At 43.2% G+C, this 15,537-nt stretch carries 18 protein-coding genes; 13 read left to right on the top strand and 5 right to left on the bottom strand.

Going from position 1 to position 15,537, the window contains the following annotated elements:
* Window positions 1–32: 32 nt before the first annotated feature.
* A complete protein-coding gene (gene rbr, locus F7D47_RS04790) occupies window positions 33–575 on the bottom strand; it encodes a rubrerythrin (RefSeq protein ID WP_153084952.1) in 543 nt (180 codons plus the stop codon).
* 158 nt (window positions 576–733) lie between these two features.
* Window positions 734–2,362, bottom strand: a complete 1,629-nt coding sequence (locus F7D47_RS04785) for a Na+/H+ antiporter NhaC family protein (RefSeq protein ID WP_153084951.1) — start codon at window positions 2,360–2,362, stop codon at window positions 734–736.
* A 222-nt stretch (window positions 2,363–2,584) separates the two neighbouring features.
* Between F7D47_RS04785 and F7D47_RS04780 the strand changes: the two genes are divergently transcribed.
* The 11 genes from F7D47_RS04780 to F7D47_RS04730 all read left to right on the top strand — a co-directional run bounded on the left by F7D47_RS04780 (window position 2,585) and on the right by F7D47_RS04730 (window position 12,569).
* A complete protein-coding gene (locus F7D47_RS04780) occupies window positions 2,585–3,292 on the top strand; it encodes an SIMPL domain-containing protein (protein ID WP_153082117.1) in 708 nt (235 codons plus the stop codon).
* A gap of 264 nt (window positions 3,293–3,556) precedes the next feature.
* On the top strand, window positions 3,557–3,871 hold the full coding sequence (gene trxA, locus F7D47_RS04775) for a thioredoxin (RefSeq protein WP_337390277.1): 315 nt from the start codon (window positions 3,557–3,559) through the stop codon (window positions 3,869–3,871).
* Window positions 3,872–4,036: 165 nt separating this feature from the next.
* Window positions 4,037–5,344 carry a phosphopyruvate hydratase gene (eno, locus tag F7D47_RS04770; RefSeq protein WP_153079702.1) on the top strand — a complete coding sequence of 436 codons (1,308 nt, stop codon included), beginning with the start codon at window positions 4,037–4,039 and terminating at the stop codon, window positions 5,342–5,344.
* A 187-nt stretch (window positions 5,345–5,531) separates the two neighbouring features.
* A complete protein-coding gene (locus tag F7D47_RS04765; protein ID WP_118080144.1) occupies window positions 5,532–6,278 on the top strand; it encodes a ZIP family metal transporter in 747 nt (248 codons plus the stop codon).
* Between the two features lie 96 nt (window positions 6,279–6,374).
* Complete coding sequence (locus F7D47_RS04760; protein WP_153095750.1) at window positions 6,375–7,595, top strand: site-specific integrase; 1,221 nt, start codon at window positions 6,375–6,377, stop codon at window positions 7,593–7,595.
* A 401-nt stretch (window positions 7,596–7,996) separates the two neighbouring features.
* Complete coding sequence (locus tag F7D47_RS04755) at window positions 7,997–8,707, top strand: hypothetical protein (protein ID WP_153084947.1); 711 nt, start codon at window positions 7,997–7,999, stop codon at window positions 8,705–8,707.
* Window positions 8,708–8,788: 81 nt separating this feature from the next.
* Window positions 8,789–8,956: an ABC transporter ATP-binding protein gene (locus F7D47_RS04750; protein WP_153084946.1), complete on the top strand. Its 168-nt coding sequence runs from the start codon at window positions 8,789–8,791 to the stop codon at window positions 8,954–8,956.
* A 1-nt stretch (window position 8,957) separates the two neighbouring features.
* Window positions 8,958–9,461, top strand: a complete 504-nt coding sequence (locus F7D47_RS04745; RefSeq protein ID WP_194252631.1) for a DUF6169 family protein — start codon at window positions 8,958–8,960, stop codon at window positions 9,459–9,461.
* A gap of 404 nt (window positions 9,462–9,865) precedes the next feature.
* A complete protein-coding gene (locus F7D47_RS04740; protein WP_153084945.1) occupies window positions 9,866–10,732 on the top strand; it encodes a hypothetical protein in 867 nt (288 codons plus the stop codon).
* The gene (locus F7D47_RS04735; RefSeq protein ID WP_153084944.1) at window positions 10,729–12,330 is read left to right on the top strand and encodes a patatin-like phospholipase family protein; all 1,602 of its coding nucleotides are present in this window, start codon (window positions 10,729–10,731) and stop codon (window positions 12,328–12,330) included. Before F7D47_RS04740 ends, F7D47_RS04735 begins: the two co-directional genes overlap by 4 nt.
* Before the next feature lie 53 nt (window positions 12,331–12,383).
* Window positions 12,384–12,569: a hypothetical protein gene (locus F7D47_RS04730; RefSeq protein WP_153084943.1), complete on the top strand. Its 186-nt coding sequence runs from the start codon at window positions 12,384–12,386 to the stop codon at window positions 12,567–12,569.
* A 291-nt stretch (window positions 12,570–12,860) separates the two neighbouring features.
* On the opposite strand, the gene F7D47_RS04725 is transcribed toward F7D47_RS04730, so the two are convergent.
* The 3 genes from F7D47_RS04725 to F7D47_RS04715 all read right to left on the bottom strand — a co-directional run bounded on the left by F7D47_RS04725 (window position 12,861) and on the right by F7D47_RS04715 (window position 14,206).
* Window positions 12,861–13,385, bottom strand: coding sequence for an N-acetylmuramoyl-L-alanine amidase (locus tag F7D47_RS04725; RefSeq protein ID WP_153098505.1), 525 nt, complete (start codon window positions 13,383–13,385; stop codon window positions 12,861–12,863).
* Between the two features lie 39 nt (window positions 13,386–13,424).
* Window positions 13,425–13,547: a smalltalk protein gene (locus F7D47_RS04720; RefSeq protein WP_153095748.1), complete on the bottom strand. Its 123-nt coding sequence runs from the start codon at window positions 13,545–13,547 to the stop codon at window positions 13,425–13,427.
* Between the two features lie 86 nt (window positions 13,548–13,633).
* Window positions 13,634–14,206, bottom strand: a complete 573-nt coding sequence (locus F7D47_RS04715) for an HU family DNA-binding protein (protein ID WP_153086587.1) — start codon at window positions 14,204–14,206, stop codon at window positions 13,634–13,636.
* 196 nt (window positions 14,207–14,402) lie between these two features.
* Here F7D47_RS04715 and F7D47_RS04710 point away from each other — a divergent pair, with 196 nt between their 5' ends.
* Together F7D47_RS04710 and F7D47_RS04705 are read left to right on the top strand one after the other, a co-directional pair.
* On the top strand, window positions 14,403–14,918 hold the full coding sequence (locus F7D47_RS04710) for a hypothetical protein (protein WP_153086588.1): 516 nt from the start codon (window positions 14,403–14,405) through the stop codon (window positions 14,916–14,918).
* A gap of 14 nt (window positions 14,919–14,932) precedes the next feature.
* On the top strand, window positions 14,933–15,535 hold the full coding sequence (locus tag F7D47_RS04705) for a hypothetical protein (protein ID WP_153086589.1): 603 nt from the start codon (window positions 14,933–14,935) through the stop codon (window positions 15,533–15,535).
* The last annotated feature ends 2 nt before the right edge of the window (window positions 15,536–15,537 follow it).

Genomic DNA, 15,537 nt, shown 5'->3' with positions numbered 1-15,537 from the left:
TGTTCTGTTAGATATTTCGTCTCAAGCAAGAATTAGTAATTCTGTGCTTCAATCTGGAAGTAACTCTGTGGGTGGTTGCAGACTGGGCAAACCTCAGGAGCCTTCTTGCCTACTACGATATGTCCGCAGTTAGAGCACTGCCAGATGCAGTCGCCGTCACGAGAGAAGACGAGCTTGTCCTGTACGTTCTTCAAGAGCTTGCGATAACGCTCCTCATGATGCTTCTCGATTTCAGCAACCATCTCAAACTTAGCTGCAATCTCCTCGAAACCTTCTTCGCGAGCCTCCTTTGCCATGCGTGGATACATGTCTGTCCATTCATCGTGCTCACCATTGGCAGCAGCTTCCAGGTTCTTCTCTGTATTCTGGATAGCACCGCCCTCCAGATACTTGAACCACAACTTAGCGTGCTCCTTCTCGTTAGCAGCTGTCTCCTCAAAGATATTAGCTATCTGTACAAAACCGTCCTTCTTTGCCTTGCTTGCAAAATAGGTATATTTGTTACGAGCCTGTGACTCACCAGCGAAAGCCTCCTGGAGGTTCTTCTCTGTCTTTGTTCCTTTTAATTCCTTCATAATGTATTCTGTATTAAGTTATTAATATGTTCTTTATTAAATTCTTTTGCAAAGAAAATGCAAACGAGCGCAATGAAAGCTTGCTTTCAAATTGCCGAGTGCAGCTTTTCTTATGCAAAGATATTGAAAATATTTCAAATATACAAATAAATTAAGAACTATTTAACTTTTTGGCGCTTATTTAAATAAAATAAAGCAAAACCAAGCATGGCAACACCGAATATCCACGAGATGATGGCACTCGTTACCATACCCAGCGTATGAGTGAATCCCGCCACAATGAAGGTGAGGAAACTCACAAAGGCTACAGTCAGGGCGTAAGGCAACTGTGATGATACATGATGCACATGCTTGCATTCCGCTCCTGCACTCGCCATGATGGTGGTATCGCTGATAGGAGAGATATGGTCGCCACATACCGCTCCAGCCATACATGCCGAGATAGAGATGATGCGCAAAGGATCAGCACCAGGGAATACGGCGATGCAGATAGGAATCAGAATACCGAAGGTTCCCCAGGAGGTACCCGTTGCAAATGCCAGGAAGCCTGCTACCAGGAAGATGATGCCCGGAAGAAGCATCTGAAGTTCTGAGGCACTGCTCGCTACAACCGATGATACATATTCTGCCGCACCCAGCGAGTCGGTCATACTCTTCAGCGTCCATGCCAAAGTAAGAATCAGAATGGCTGGCACCATCGCCTCAAAACCCTTGATGAGACTACTCATCGCCTCATCGAAAGGCAAGGTCTTGCGAATGGTAAACATCATGATGGTAAGAATCAGAGCAGCCAATGAACCGATTACCAAGCCCACAGAGGCATTGCTCGCAGCAAAGGCATCTACAAAGTTGAGATAGTTGGCATTATCGGCATCGAAGAATCCGCCCGAATATACCATGCCCGCCATGCAGAAGATAATCAGCATGATGATTGGTATCACCAGGTCGCTCACGGTTCCCTTGTTCTTGGAATCCTCTTTCTGTTTGGCTCCCACACCATGCTCAACAATCTGCAGTTTGGTATCGCTCACCTCATCGAGTTTCCCGCCATTGGTTCGTTCGTACCATTCCTTCAGTCTTGTATCATATTTGCTCATCGCCTTGAAGTCGAAGCCCAGTATCACAATACCAAACATAAAGAGGATGGTAAAGAATGCGTAGAAATTAAAAGGTATCGCCTTGCAGAAAAGTGCCAGTCCGTTCTCTCCGCCCGATACGAAGCCCGATACCGCAGCTGCCCAACTCGAGATAGGGGAGATGATGCAGACCGGAGCGGCTGTAGAGTCGATGAGATAAGCCAGTTTCTCCTTGGTAACACCATTGCGCACGGCGATAGGCCGCATTACCGAACCCACCGTAAGGCAGTTGAAGTAATCATCGATGAATATCAGAATGCCGAGCAGGATGGTAGCAATCTGTACGCCAACCTTCGAGTGTACGTGCTTGGAAGCCCAACGGCCGAAAGCAGCCGAACCACCCGCCTTGTTCATCAATGAAACGATGCTGCCTAATACCACCAGGAATACCAGAATGCCCACGTTCCATGGGTCGGAAAGGCAATGTATCAAACCGTATGCCTTGGCATCATCGCCTTCACCTATAGTGTGGTTTGTCAGGTGAACGAGGAATCCGTCGAAACCTGTTCCCATCGAAATACAATATTGAACGGCACCCAGTATGATACCGATAAAAAGAGAAGAATAGACCTCTTTCGTCTTCAGCGCTAGAGCGATGGCGACGATAGGAGGCAGTAACGACCATGCGGTCCCAATCATGTTGTAATCCATTTTATTGTTTTTGGGCAAAGGTAGTTTTTTTTGGTAATATATGCAAGCTTTTTGGCAGAAAAAATGGTGCTTATGGGTTGATATGGGCAGTTTTAGCATATTTTATCATTATAAAGTGTCGTTTTTCTATATTTTTATTGTATCTTTGAAAACTCAAATTGCAATTCAATCTGAGATAGAATGGAAACTCAATTTTAACAACTTAATAATGGAGGACTAATTATGAACATCAATTCTGGTATTAAGCAAGCCGTGATTTTAACCATCGGCATCATCGTGCTTGGATTTTGTATTAAGTCGGGACTTGAAAGTGTGATTAGTAATGACCGAAAGGTTGTAGTGAAAGGCCTTGCCGAAAAGGAAGTGGAGGCTGATAAGGTGACGTGGCCTATCGTTTCCAAGGAAATAGGCAATGACCTGCCTGAACTCTATCAAAAAATCAATGCCACCACAAGAACCATCAGAAACTTCCTGGTGGAGAATGGTGTAAAGACTAATGAAATAAACGTGAATGCGCCTGTGGTCATCGACCTCAATGCTGAACGATATGGCGAAAACCGTCAGGGGTATCGTTATAATATCACTTCCATCATCACGGTTACATCGAAGAACGTGAAACTGGTTCGCAGTATCATTGCCCGTCAGGGTAATCTGCTTCAGAAGGGGGTTGCCATTGTGGATGGTGGTTACGAGAATCCGGTGAAGTATGAGTATGTTGCCTTCCGGCAGATGAAACCTAAGATGATGCAGGAGGCGATAGAGAATGCTGAGCAGACTGCTGCCCAGTTTGCTGAGAACAGCAAGAGTAAGATAGACAAGATTATGAATGCCGACCAGGGCCAGTTCTCTATCGAAGACCGCGATTCCAACACTCCATATATTAAAAAGGTAAGGGTTGTTACTACCGTTACTTATTCTTTGAAGGATTAGGAGTAGTGTTAGTGAGTAATGATTATTTATTAGTGATTAATTGTAATAAGAGGGTGTGTTATAGACTAATGGCATACCTTCTCAAATTAAAGCAACGAAAAAACTATGAAGAAAATTATATTAGCAGTTGTTTTATTTCTACCATTTCTTGTTTCTTGTTCTCAGAACAGGAAAGCACCTGCTGTTTCTCCTCAAACGGCTGTAGGGAAAACTGAAACTGCCAAGGTGCAATATCTTACCACATCTGATTTCAGAAAAAAGATTATGGATTACGAGGCTCATCCGGATGAATGGGTATTTGCCGGTTCCCGTCCTGCCGTCATCGATTTCTATACCACCTGGTGTGGTCCTTGCAAGATGATGGCTCCCGTAGTGGAATCTCTCGCCGGGAAATATGCCGGCAAGATAGATTTCTATAAGGTGGATATCGACCAGGAGTCCGAACTTGCTTCTGTTTTCGGTATCAGCAGCATCCCTACCTTCCTCTTCATCCCCGTGAAAGGCAAACCATCTGTGCAGATGGGTGCTATGCAAAAGGAGGATTTCGAAGGACTGATTGATAAAATTAAAATAAAATGACAATTTGGTAGCATCTCAAATTTCCATGCCTCTCCTTACCTATATGTAGGTATTTTCGGGCGAATACCTACTTTTGATGATGCCCGAAATTTGGAGATTTGTCAGATAATACCTAAATTTGCACTCGGAAAAAATGTTTAACGTAATTAAAAGTATTATAGTATTATGATTATCGAAAATGTTCATGCAAGAGAAATCTTGGATTCTCGTGGCAACCCTACTGTAGAGGTTGAAGTTTCTTTGAAGTCAGGTGTCGTTGGTCGTGCATCGGTTCCTTCTGGTGCATCTACTGGTGAGAACGAGGCTTTGGAACTTCGTGATGGTGACAAGAACCGCTATGGCGGCAAGGGCGTCTTGAAGGCTGTGGAGAATGTGAATCAGGTGATTGCTCCTGCTTTGGTAGGTTTCTCAGCCTTGGAGCAGCGTGCCATCGATTATAAGATGTTGGAACTCGACGGTACCAAGACCAAGTCTAATCTGGGTGCCAACGCCATCCTCGGTGTTTCTTTGGCTGTGGCTCATGCTGCTGCTGAGTATCTCCACATCCCATTGTATCGCTATATTGGCGGTTGCAATACTTACACCCTTCCTGTTCCTATGATGAACATCATCAATGGTGGTGCTCACTCTGATGCGCCTATCGCCTTCCAGGAATTTATGATCCGTCCTGTGGGTGCTCCTTCCGAGAAGGAGGCTATCCGTATGGGTGCTGAGGTGTTCCATGCCTTGGCTAAGCTCCTGAAGAGCCGCGGTCTTTCTACTGCCGTAGGTGATGAGGGCGGTTTTGCTCCTGCACTCGATGGTATTGAGGATGCGCTCGACAGCATTTGCCAGGCAATCAAGGATGCCGGTTATGAGCCAGGAAAGGACGTGAAGATTGCCATGGACTGTGCTGCCAGTGAGTTTGCCGTTCAGGAGAATGGTGAGTGGTATTATGATTACCGCCAGTTGAAGGATGGCAAGAAGAAGGATCCTAATGGTAAGAAACTGACTGCTGCTGAGCAGATCAAGTTCCTGGAAGAACTGATTACCAAATATCCTATCGATTCAATCGAGGATGGCCTTGATGAGAACGATTGGGACAACTGGGTAAAGTTGACTGCTGCCATCGGCGATCGTTGCCAGTTGGTAGGTGACGACCTCTTTGTTACCAACGTGAAGTTCCTGGAGAAGGGCATCAAGATGGGTGCTGCCAACTCTATCCTCATCAAGGTGAACCAGATAGGTTCTCTTACCGAGACACTGGATGCTATTGAGATGGCTCACCGTCATGGTTACACCACCGTTACTTCCCATCGTTCTGGTGAAACCGAGGATACAACAATTGCTGATATTGCTGTAGCAACTAACTCCGGTCAGATTAAGACGGGTTCTATGAGTCGTACCGACCGTATGGCTAAGTACAACCAGCTTATCCGCATCGAAGAGCAGTTGGGCAATAGCGCAGCTTACGGTTATACGAAGTTGAAATAGGAATGATGATATGAAATTGGAAAACACCAATTTCACCATAACAAAACATAATTAGTAATAACTGAATAGATCAGATACGAAATAGATGGGCATGGATAACCGTGAGGGTTGTCCATGCTTTTTTTCTTCTATGATGTATCTGCATCTTCATGTGTTTAACTGGATAACTTCGATATATATATTGATTATGACAAACGTATTGATTAGTGCCGCCGGACTTTGTGGTGCCACCATTATTGGTGCCATTTTGGGATTCTTCGTCAAGGAGTTGCCTCACAAATGGAACGACGCCGTATTGGGATATTGTGCCGGAATCATGCTGGCAGCTTCCACGTTGGGACTGATAGTGCCAGCCTTCGAACAGACCAGTCTTTGGTGGCTGGTCGTAATCGGCGTAATGGCAGGCGCCCTGTTTCTGAATGTGCTAGACCTGGTGACTCCCCATCTTCATCATATCACGGGACTAGACCCAGAGGAGCATCGCAACAATGCCAGGCTCAGTCATGTGATGCTCTTTGTGATGGCGATAGCCCTACATAAACTGCCCGAAGGCATGGCTGCTGGAGTGAGTGTCTGTTCGGCAGAGGGAGCAACGGAGTGGGGGGTATCTTTCGGTATCGCCCTGCAGAACATCCCTGAGGGTATGGTGATTATTGCTCCTTTGATGATGGCTGGTGTTACAGCAGTCCGCACCTTTTTTATTTCCATCTTCATCGCCCTGCTCGAAGTGATAGGCATTCTGTTGGGTTTCGGTTTGGGTTCAGCCTCTTCCACCTTCCTCCCCGTGATGCTGGGCTTTGCCGGTGGCGCCATGCTTTATGTAACGAGCGATGAGATGATTCCCGAAACCCATGCCCATGGCTTTCAGAAGCAAGCCACCTACGCCCTTCTCCTTGGATTCATCACCTTTGTGTTGATGGAGAAATATGTATGATTAGATTCTGATATTCGTTGCCATAATGTTGCTTACATATATAAAAAGGGGTAAATAACCCAAAAGCAACATGAATTACAAATAAAAGTTAGTATTATGGCAACAGTAAAAGTAAAATTCAGAGCATCCTCGGTGCCAGGAACGGAAGGCACATTGTATTATCACCTCATTCACCAGCGCTGCCTGCGCTGGATCAGCACCGACTATCATGTCTTTCCGGACGAGTGGAACGACAAGAAGTCGGCTATCATTGTTTCTAACCGCAACAGCAGACAGGCACATCTGCAGCTCATCCAGTCGCAGATAGATTGGGAGATGAAACAGATGCAGCGTATCATCCGTGATAAGGATGCCGAGGGCATCCCTTATACCATAGACGACCTAGACAAAGAGATACAGCAGCTGCCACCCTGCCAGAGCGTCTTTACCTTCTTCCGCCAACAGATAGCCAAGAAGGAGCAGATGCAGTGCATTGGCACCAAGAGCAACTATGTCAGTGCCGCCAACAGATTTATGGAGTTTCGTCATCACGAAGACCTCACCTTCTCCCAGATGACCAGCGAGATGATGGAAATGTATCAGGCATGGCTATGGAATAGAGGTGTCGGACAAAACACCGTGTCCTTCTATCTGCGAACCCTGCGCACATTCTACAACAAGGCAGTGGAAACAGGTCATGCGCCAGCCAATGATATCTTTGCTCACGTGCAGACCGCTAACGTGAGAACTGCCAAACGAGCCATCTCTGTAAAGGATATTCGCAAGATAGAAAACCTGGACTTGCCAACAGGATCCTCCCTTGACAAGGCACGAGACCTGTTCCTGCTCAGCTTCTATCTCCGAGGCATGGCATTCGTGGATATGGCATTCCTGAAGAAGACCGACCTGAAATGTGGCTTGGTAAGCTACAACCGTCGCAAGACCCACCAAAACCTCAATATCGAGTGGATGAAGCCAATGCAAGCCATCATCGATAAATACGCCAAACAGACCAAGAACTCCCCTTATCTGCTACCCATCCTGACAGGCAAGGAATCCTCTCCATACACGGCATACCGCAAAGTGGAGCACAACACCAACTACAACCTGAAGAAAATCGGTGAGAAGGTAGGCTTGAAGATACCGCTCACTACCTATGTGGCACGCCACACATGGGCAAGCGTAGCCTTGCACATGAACATCCCAATAGCCACCATCAGCCAGGGCATGGGACACAACTCCTATAAGACCACACAGATTTACTTGCAGTCATTAGACGTAGCAACCATCAATGAAGCCAACAAGCGGATTATAAAAACGATCTCAAAAGAGTTGTAAACAAATCGTTATGTTTACCCCATTTCGGATTGATGGGGTAAAATTTTTAGCAAACTTCGCCCTTTCTTCTTAGAAGAGAGTAATTTGGTTACAAAAGTACGAAAAATAGTTGGATTACGTGTCCATTTTTTATATTTTCTGTGTCCTTCCCCAAAATTTAACACAAATGTTTAGCAAATCTGCCTAGGGTGATTCCTGTAAATGGCAGATTTGCACTTATTTCGGCAGTTGTTGCCCTTTTCTAAGAAGAAAGCGCAAATGATGTAAAATAAAGCTACATGTGTAGAGGCTGTATGGCTAATACTCATTTATATAAGATTATGCATAATCATAAGAAATGGACCAGGCTTCCACAACCATCATGTATGGTTGCAGCTGAGGACATAAAGTAGAACGAGAATATGACGCAGGATTGCTTGAATTCACCTTCTACAGCCGACGTAAGTAAACGCTTACCAAAGGGCATCCACGTTATCGGGGCTGAAAGACTTTCGGATCCGAGTGTAGAAGGAATATCCCAACGTAAACGGATAAGAAAGAAAGAAGACCCTTCCACCAACCCCACTTCATGGAGTTATATTTTTATTCTTCACATGGCAGCTAAAGGGATGGAGAAATGGCTTGAAAAATTTAATGCTGACGAGAAAAATACCAAACGACCTTATTTCATTCATAAAACCCTTCGTTATTCTTACAAGGATGAAGAAAAGCAACAAGGAGTGAAAAAGACTTTGGAACAATCTGTCAGCGGACTTGTATTCTTGCAAGGTACGGTGAAGGACCTACAAGAATTTCTTGCAGATTATTTTCCCCAATTTCATTTAGTCAAAGACCGCAGTTTAGGACGACCTGCATCCATCAAGGACTCCATCATGCAACCCTTTATGAATGTGATGAAGACCCATCCGGAGCAGGTTACATTCCTTCGTGATGATTTTGAGAAGTTTGCCAAAGACCACGTGAAGTTGCGTGTCCTTACAGGACCATTCAAAGACTATGAAGGCTACATTGTCCGCATAGACCGTGACCGCCAGCTCGTCTTCGACTTCGGTGGACGAGCTGTAGCTATCCGTGGCGTGCATAAGGAAGACTTCGAAGTTGTAGAAGAGTAGTCGTAAAAACTCCCCCAAAAATTTGGTAGTTTCACAGAAAACCCTTATATTTGCACTGAATTAAAAAAAATAGGAGGTTTTATGGAAATATTGAATAAAGAATTTTGGGAGAAGCGTGATGCTGCGATGAAAAGATTCATGGCATCAAAGGAAAGAAAAAGAAAGCGTATGGCAGAGTTAGAGCAGATGCTCCGTCAGGATTATTTAGCTCGTACAGGAGAAGAGCCAAAGTTTGTAAATGTTTGGTGACATGAAACAGCTTTCTTTGAAAAGAATCAACGCCTCTTCACCGTATGATGTTATGATGGTAAATCCAAATACTTACCGTTTCGTAACAGATTATAGCGTTGAGATTGCTATTAGCTTTGATCTTGATGACTTGCTGGAGCATGGCGAGGCATACATGTTTAATATCACGAATGTGAACAAGCAACGTTCACCTCGTGATATGAAGGTACGAGATACCGTAATTGCTATCATAGACAATTTCTTTGAGACAAACGAGTTTGCTCTCCTTTATATATGTGAAACGGGCGATAGAAAGCAAGCTATGCGAAATCGCCTGTTTGATTCTTGGTTTGCTTATGCTAATGACAAAGAACAATATGTCATTATGGTTGCTAATATCCAAGACTTAGAAGGAGTAGAAAATTACGCAGCAATGATTCTAAGAAAAGATAATCCGCATTTTGTAGATTACGTGTCAGAATTCAACAATACTGTTAATATGTTTATGTTGAAACCCGAACATTAGCCTGGCGGTCCCAATCAGCATGCTGTCCCCAGACGGTCCCATCCCGCACAACCATGGCGAGGACTTTGATGCCCCGCCAACCTTATAGCGTAGCGGTTCCGAGCACCGGAGGGCGGTTACATCCTCTCGTCCCTGAGGGAAGAGAGGCTTGGTGAGAAAGGTGGAGCCTTCTTTAATGGTAAAGAAGGACGGGATGATTTTAGAAAATCTTATCATGTCCCTAATCTCATGTAATTATAACTCGAACAAAAAGGTGAATGTCAAGGCTGCCTAAATGGTAGCTTTGGCAATACCAATTAATAATATGTTTTTTGAAAAATGTTGGATGTGCTAACTGCTGAAAATCAGTAGTTACGTTCTAACGGTGATTTACAAAAAAACGTAAAATTCAAAATGATTATAATATGGATAAAATAACAAGATTCAGAGCATATCAGTTAGGAGTAAAAGGTGCTTCTTTTTCACTAGCAGTAGATGATGACTTTACTCTGATAGAGGCAAGGTTAAACGATTGTAATAGAGCAAACGTATTAAAAGAAATGCGAATTGCTGGAGCGAAAAGCATATCGTTACTGCATATTACCAGTTGGGATGTAGACCATTGCAATCCTAATGAACTTTGTGACATCCTTTGTTATCTAAAACCTCAAAGAATTCAATATCCAGGATATCAACCAGATTCAGATGGTGGCAGGGACTCGTTAAAGATGATAAATGATTATCTTTATCAAAAACAAATTCTTGCTGGTGTCATTTCTCCTGAATATGTCAATTCATTGGATGCTGGTGAGTCTGCAAAGTATTCAACAATTGTCTATAATCCAACCAAAGAATATGAAAAGCATAATGACATGTCTATTGCGGCTCTATTCAGAAAAGGTCGTTTTACAGTGTTAAGTTTAGGCGATTGTGAAAGCCCTGAGATAGCTAGCACCATAATGGATTGTGGTATTGCTAGTCATGAAACTGATGTGATGCTTATGGCGCATCATGGAGCAGATAATGGGTTTACAACGGAGGAGTTCATAAGGAGAATATCTCCCAAGATAGCGATATGTGCCAGCGATTATGATAATCAGTATGATCATCCTCGTCAGGAAGTAAGAGAAATGCTTTATAATAACGGCGTGAGATTTTTTACAACCAAGACTGGGGATGTGCTTGTGGTTTGTGATACGGATAACAATGTACATGTTACCAACTATATTGGGAATGGGACAAAAGTAAGTTCTACATATGAATTTAGACCAAAGTTTATAATAGAAAAATGAATTCAGAAATCGCTATAGCTCTATCAGGAGGTGGTTATCGTGCAGCAATGTTTCATTTAGGGACTTTGTCTTATTTGAACCACGTTGCTTTTCCCAATGGAAAATCTCTTCTTGATGTTGTAAATACAATATCTACTATATCAGGAGGCTCAATAACTGGTCTATGGTATATGATGAATTATAGTCTTTCTAATGAGATTGATAAAAGTTTCAAAACTTTGTATCATATCTTGTGTGATGAAGATTTGCCAAAGTCTGTATTGAATTCCTTTCTTTCTAAGGAAAATGAAAATACATCTCTGATAAAGGAGACTGTTAAATTTTATGATCAAATTTTCTTTCATGGCCAGACGTTTGGATTGTTGATGGAGACTGTTGAGTATGGTCATGTTCATCATTTCAGTGCTAATGGTACTGATTTTTCTAATGGGTATGGATTTCGCTTTCAGGCTTCTCGTGCAATTGAAAATGCAGCTCCTCAATATAGATATGGCTTTATAGGAAATAATAAACATAACATACCAAGAGATGTTGCAAAGGATATCAAACTTTCTGAAATATTAGCAGTATCAAGCTGTTTTCCTGGAGGTTTTGAACCTATGATATTTCCTGATGATTTCGATTTCTGTAAAAGTGGTAAGTATATTGATTTCTGTAAATCATGCAAATCGTTTGAGTTAATGGATGGTGGTATAGTAGATAATCAAGGAATTGAACCAGTTTTGTTGGCTAATCGACAAATGACTTTTAACAATTCTGAGGCACAAGGCAGAGCTGATTATCCTTGTCACGATTTGATTATTGTGTCAGATGTAGCATCTCCGATTCTTTCGGAAGAGAATGTTATAGACTTTGCTTTTCCATTAAAAAATATGTCTCTTAATAAGATAAGATATATACTTTTTGGGGGCTTGCTTATGTCTATTATCCTGTGTGTCTTGTCATTGGTTATTCATCTTGATTTTATTAGTGGAATATTCTGTGCTCTTTCAATGTTGTGTGGATGGTTCTGTAGATGCATTTATAAAGTTCAAAATAAAATTAAAGGAATACTAAGCACACTTCCAATTGATTTTGAAAATAGTTTGATAAATGGCTTACAGTTTGGTAAAGTTTGTGTCTTATTGAAAAATAGAGTTTCTTCGCTTCTTACTTTGGCGCAATCTATTTTTATGAAGCCTATCCGCCAAATGCGTTATAATGCATTGTATGAAAATGCTATTTGGAAAAATCGTTTGTTGAGTAACAATGTCAATGAATTATCCAGTAAGGGATCATGGAGATGGAAGAATAATTATCCTGATTATTTAAAGCCTTCGCAAGCAATAATAGAGAATAGTGACAGGGCTTCTTCTATGGGAACAACCTTATGGTTTACTAAAGATGACAGGGAACAGGAAATTCCCGAAGCTTTGTTTACTTGTGGACAATATACTATTTGCATGAATTTGTTGGAGTATATTGAGAAGTTAAAGAAAAATATGTCGAACACAACGAATACCCATAAACTCCTATTGGGATGTGAACAACAATTGAAATCGGATTGGGAGCAATTTCAATCTAATCCAAGATATCTTATAAATTTAGTAACAGCATGAAACATTATACAAGATTCAGAACTGGACACCCTAGAATTTAAGATAAAACAATTATGAGCGAGGAACAATACAATGAATTGCTGAAAGCCTACACAAAGGAGGCTTTAGCAAGTATGATAAAGGCTGATGTACGCAGTAGGTTTCCCGAACCTTATGTCAGTATGTATTGCCAACAATTTGATGATTTCAAAAATGTTGCAGACTTCTTTGAATTTGCAGCAAAGTTAATGAGAAGATAATAACATGTTTAACTAGTCTTTGCTTTCCTCTGATTCATATAAAATAAGTCTTAAGATTAGGTATAGAAAGCATTGCATCAAGGCGGTCCCAGCCCGCACAACATGGCGAGACCTTTGATGGTCCGCCAACCTTAGAGCGTAGCGGTTCTGAGCACCGGAGGGCGGTTACATCCTTCCTTTCTGAGAAGGGAAGGCTTGGTTAGGATGTGGAGCTCCCTTTGGAAAGGGAGACGGAGGGATTCGAAAAAACTCCTTTTAGCTAGCAATGCCAGCCAAAAGGAGTTATAAGAGTTAATCAAGGCGGTGTCGGGCAGCCCAGCTTCCAGCATCCAGACACGGACACTCCTTTGGAGTAGTCCCAGGCAAGTCCCGATGGCCCACAATCTTCGCTTTCGGAAAGAGAATCTTCAGATTCCTGAAAAGATCAATGAGTCTCGTTTCCTGCTCAGTTGTCATGGTGTTGCAAGGCTTGCCTTGCTCATCGAGCCCTCCCTCATAGCAGATGCCGATAGAGCATCTATTATATGGTCTGGCATGAGCCCCCACCTCCAGCAGCTTACGGTGCTGCGTCATCGTACCATTCTTACGGATGTAGAAGTGGTAGCCGATGTCATAAAACCCACGAGCCTTATGGTCACGGCGCAGCTGTTCCACACTATAGTCCTGATTGCATCGGGTAGCCGAGCAATGCAGTACCAGAAATCTCACAGAGTCGGCAGACATCATGTTCTTGCCGTTCTCCACTTTGGCGAGAAGCATGCGCTCAGAGCGTACCTTCTCCCCGCCAATGTTCATTGGAAAAGTATCTTTCGTCATAGGAATAATTTAACATTCAACATTCAACACTCAACATTGCTATAAGGCACTCGCGCACGAGCTTACTCCCAGTGCCGTGAGAGCAGCAATCAGCGCCTGTACGACTGCGTTCAAAATCGAAACCCAAGAAATCTTCTTGGAACCATCATTAAAATTCTTCATAATCAGAAATGTGTTTAAAAGTGAAACATTAGTTTGAAGGGGTGACCACACCCTGCACTATGCAGGATGCAGTCACAGGGAGAGTCTTACTCCAGGCCATCACCGCCACCTTCGCCGTTCTCAGAACCGGTACCTCCCGTGTTCTCGCTGCCACCACCTTGTGTGGTATCACCAGTGCCTTCCTCCTTGTCGGTAGTAGGCTTCTTCTTGGCAGCTTCCAGGTCTACGGTAGTCTTTCCTTCCTTCTCAGCCTTGAGCGTTGCAGCCTGGGCAGCACGACTTGCCACGGTCTCGAACTCAGCCTTGCTGATGAGGTTCTCGAAATCAGGACCTGGAGTGAAGATAATGTTCACCGCCTTGATGTTGTCGGCAGTAAACTTGTTCACTGTCTCAGCTCCATCGCAGGAAAGTGAAACCCAGAAGTCGCCCAACTCATCGAGTTGCACCTTCTTGCCATCCAGGAGCATCTCTACCAGACAGGTACACATGTCAGCGAGTACACCCTTCACCTTGCCTCGGGTATAACCACCATGTTCGGCAATGTGCTGCACGAACTTTCTGAATGAAATCACTTCCTTCACCTGGGCTCTTGCATAAGCCAGTGGGTCCTTTTCAGGATGGATAGGGTTTTGCATCATAAACACGGAATAATTAATCATAAAGTTGCCCATCGTCGGTATGGGACTTGGTATTTCCACATGCAGTCAATGTGCCCGACAGAAACGTTGTTACTTCCGAACTGCGTTGCAAAGGTACTACATTAAGAAACTGAAACCAAGGAAGAAAACAGTACCTAACTTTCTTCTTTCTTTCAGCTTGAATATCAGATAGATAAACGTAAAAAAAGAAACCGTTATGGAAATCAATATTAAAGGCGATCCCGGTCAAGGCAATACCTTCCAGGATATACATATAGATCATGTGGATAATTTCAATCCTAATGCTACCACTGTCGTCAATAATTATTATGGTGATAAGCAGAAATCTGTACCTGCAGCCGAAAAAGTACTGCAGGATGCAGAGCGGGAGAAGCGCAAAGCTGATATCATGCAATATGTAGCCAAACTTGCACGGTACGTATCCAAGGATTGGAAGAACCGCTACGAAACCCTATGGAAGAATATTCTTGCTCTTCCCGAGGTAGAAGCCGAAGTGTATGAGCCAGGCAAACAGAAGGGAACCACCTTCAATCGCAATCTCATAGCTAATATAATATTTATGATGGGTCGTGCAGAAGTTTTTACTACTGATAACGCTACCCATCTTACCATTGCCCTAGAAGGTGACAAAGAACATTCCGTGCGTAACCAATTGAGGGAATATCCCCAAAATGACGATATAAAGGAAAAGATCAATGATTTGCTGTATTAATCCAATATGCTATTATGCCATTTTCACATTGGGAATTTAATGCTTTCATCCACGAGAATGAATTCTGTCGGTTATTGTATGACTTTTTAGAGGATAACCAAGATCAAGTCTTACATAAAGACAACGATGACTTGCTTACCATCCTGTATGAAGCCTATCGTATAAGCGGAGGTATCATGAGCCAGGCGGCATCAGGCTGCCATATTGATGACTATATTAAATATGTACGCGCGGAATACGAAGGCATGACGAACGTCATCCTGGCAACAGTATGGGCAATCTTGTCCTTACAGAGTAATATCGCCCAATCCCTTCGTCCAGCCGTCTGCCCCCTCCGTAACGTAGTGTATGGCGATAAGTTTTTCCGTCTCATCAACCGTTTCGTTTCTTCCGTCAAGAGATCAGAGAGGCATTTGGAGATACAGTTTCCCCATGATATGCTCATCATTGATAGCGATTCGGTGTCTGCAGAAGAATCAATGGCACAAGCCCATCAGGCAGTGGAATCTATAAAGGCTAAGACGGACACCTCTATACAGCAGACATTGATATTCCCTCATGTAGAGCAATTCAACAATAACCCTGACAAGGTAATCAATCAGATTAAAAACAAATAGCC

Source organism: Segatella copri (genome assembly GCF_009494835.1).
Classification (GTDB): Bacteria; Bacteroidota; Bacteroidia; order Bacteroidales; family Bacteroidaceae; genus Prevotella; species Prevotella copri_F.
The sequence above is the reverse complement of the archived record's forward strand: the minus strand, read 5'-3'. Positions and strand labels throughout refer to the sequence as shown.

Coding starts and splice junctions, on each gene's coding strand:
- F7D47_RS04780 (WP_153082117.1), top strand. CDS start 2,585: ATGAACATCAATTCTGGTATTAAGCAAGCCGTGATTTTAACCATCGGC.
- F7D47_RS04760 (WP_153095750.1), top strand. CDS start 6,375: ATGGCAACAGTAAAAGTAAAATTCAGAGCATCCTCGGTGCCAGGAACG.
- F7D47_RS04740 (WP_153084945.1), top strand. CDS start 9,866: ATGGATAAAATAACAAGATTCAGAGCATATCAGTTAGGAGTAAAAGGT.
- rbr (WP_153084952.1), bottom strand. CDS start 575: ATGAAGGAATTAAAAGGAACAAAGACAGAGAAGAACCTCCAGGAGGCT.
- trxA (WP_337390277.1), top strand. CDS start 3,557: ATGGATTACGAGGCTCATCCGGATGAATGGGTATTTGCCGGTTCCCGT.
- F7D47_RS04705 (WP_153086589.1), top strand. CDS start 14,933: ATGCCATTTTCACATTGGGAATTTAATGCTTTCATCCACGAGAATGAA.
- eno (WP_153079702.1), top strand. CDS start 4,037: ATGATTATCGAAAATGTTCATGCAAGAGAAATCTTGGATTCTCGTGGC.
- F7D47_RS04710 (WP_153086588.1), top strand. CDS start 14,403: ATGGAAATCAATATTAAAGGCGATCCCGGTCAAGGCAATACCTTCCAG.
- F7D47_RS04720 (WP_153095748.1), bottom strand. CDS start 13,547: ATGAAGAATTTTAATGATGGTTCCAAGAAGATTTCTTGGGTTTCGATT.
- F7D47_RS04765 (WP_118080144.1), top strand. CDS start 5,532: ATGACAAACGTATTGATTAGTGCCGCCGGACTTTGTGGTGCCACCATT.
- F7D47_RS04750 (WP_153084946.1), top strand. CDS start 8,789: ATGGAAATATTGAATAAAGAATTTTGGGAGAAGCGTGATGCTGCGATG.
- F7D47_RS04755 (WP_153084947.1), top strand. CDS start 7,997: ATGACGCAGGATTGCTTGAATTCACCTTCTACAGCCGACGTAAGTAAA.
- F7D47_RS04785 (WP_153084951.1), bottom strand. CDS start 2,362: ATGGATTACAACATGATTGGGACCGCATGGTCGTTACTGCCTCCTATC.
- F7D47_RS04715 (WP_153086587.1), bottom strand. CDS start 14,206: ATGATTAATTATTCCGTGTTTATGATGCAAAACCCTATCCATCCTGAA.
- F7D47_RS04745 (WP_194252631.1), top strand. CDS start 8,958: ATGAAACAGCTTTCTTTGAAAAGAATCAACGCCTCTTCACCGTATGAT.
- F7D47_RS04730 (WP_153084943.1), top strand. CDS start 12,384: ATGAGCGAGGAACAATACAATGAATTGCTGAAAGCCTACACAAAGGAG.
- F7D47_RS04735 (WP_153084944.1), top strand. CDS start 10,729: ATGAATTCAGAAATCGCTATAGCTCTATCAGGAGGTGGTTATCGTGCA.
- F7D47_RS04725 (WP_153098505.1), bottom strand. CDS start 13,385: ATGACGAAAGATACTTTTCCAATGAACATTGGCGGGGAGAAGGTACGC.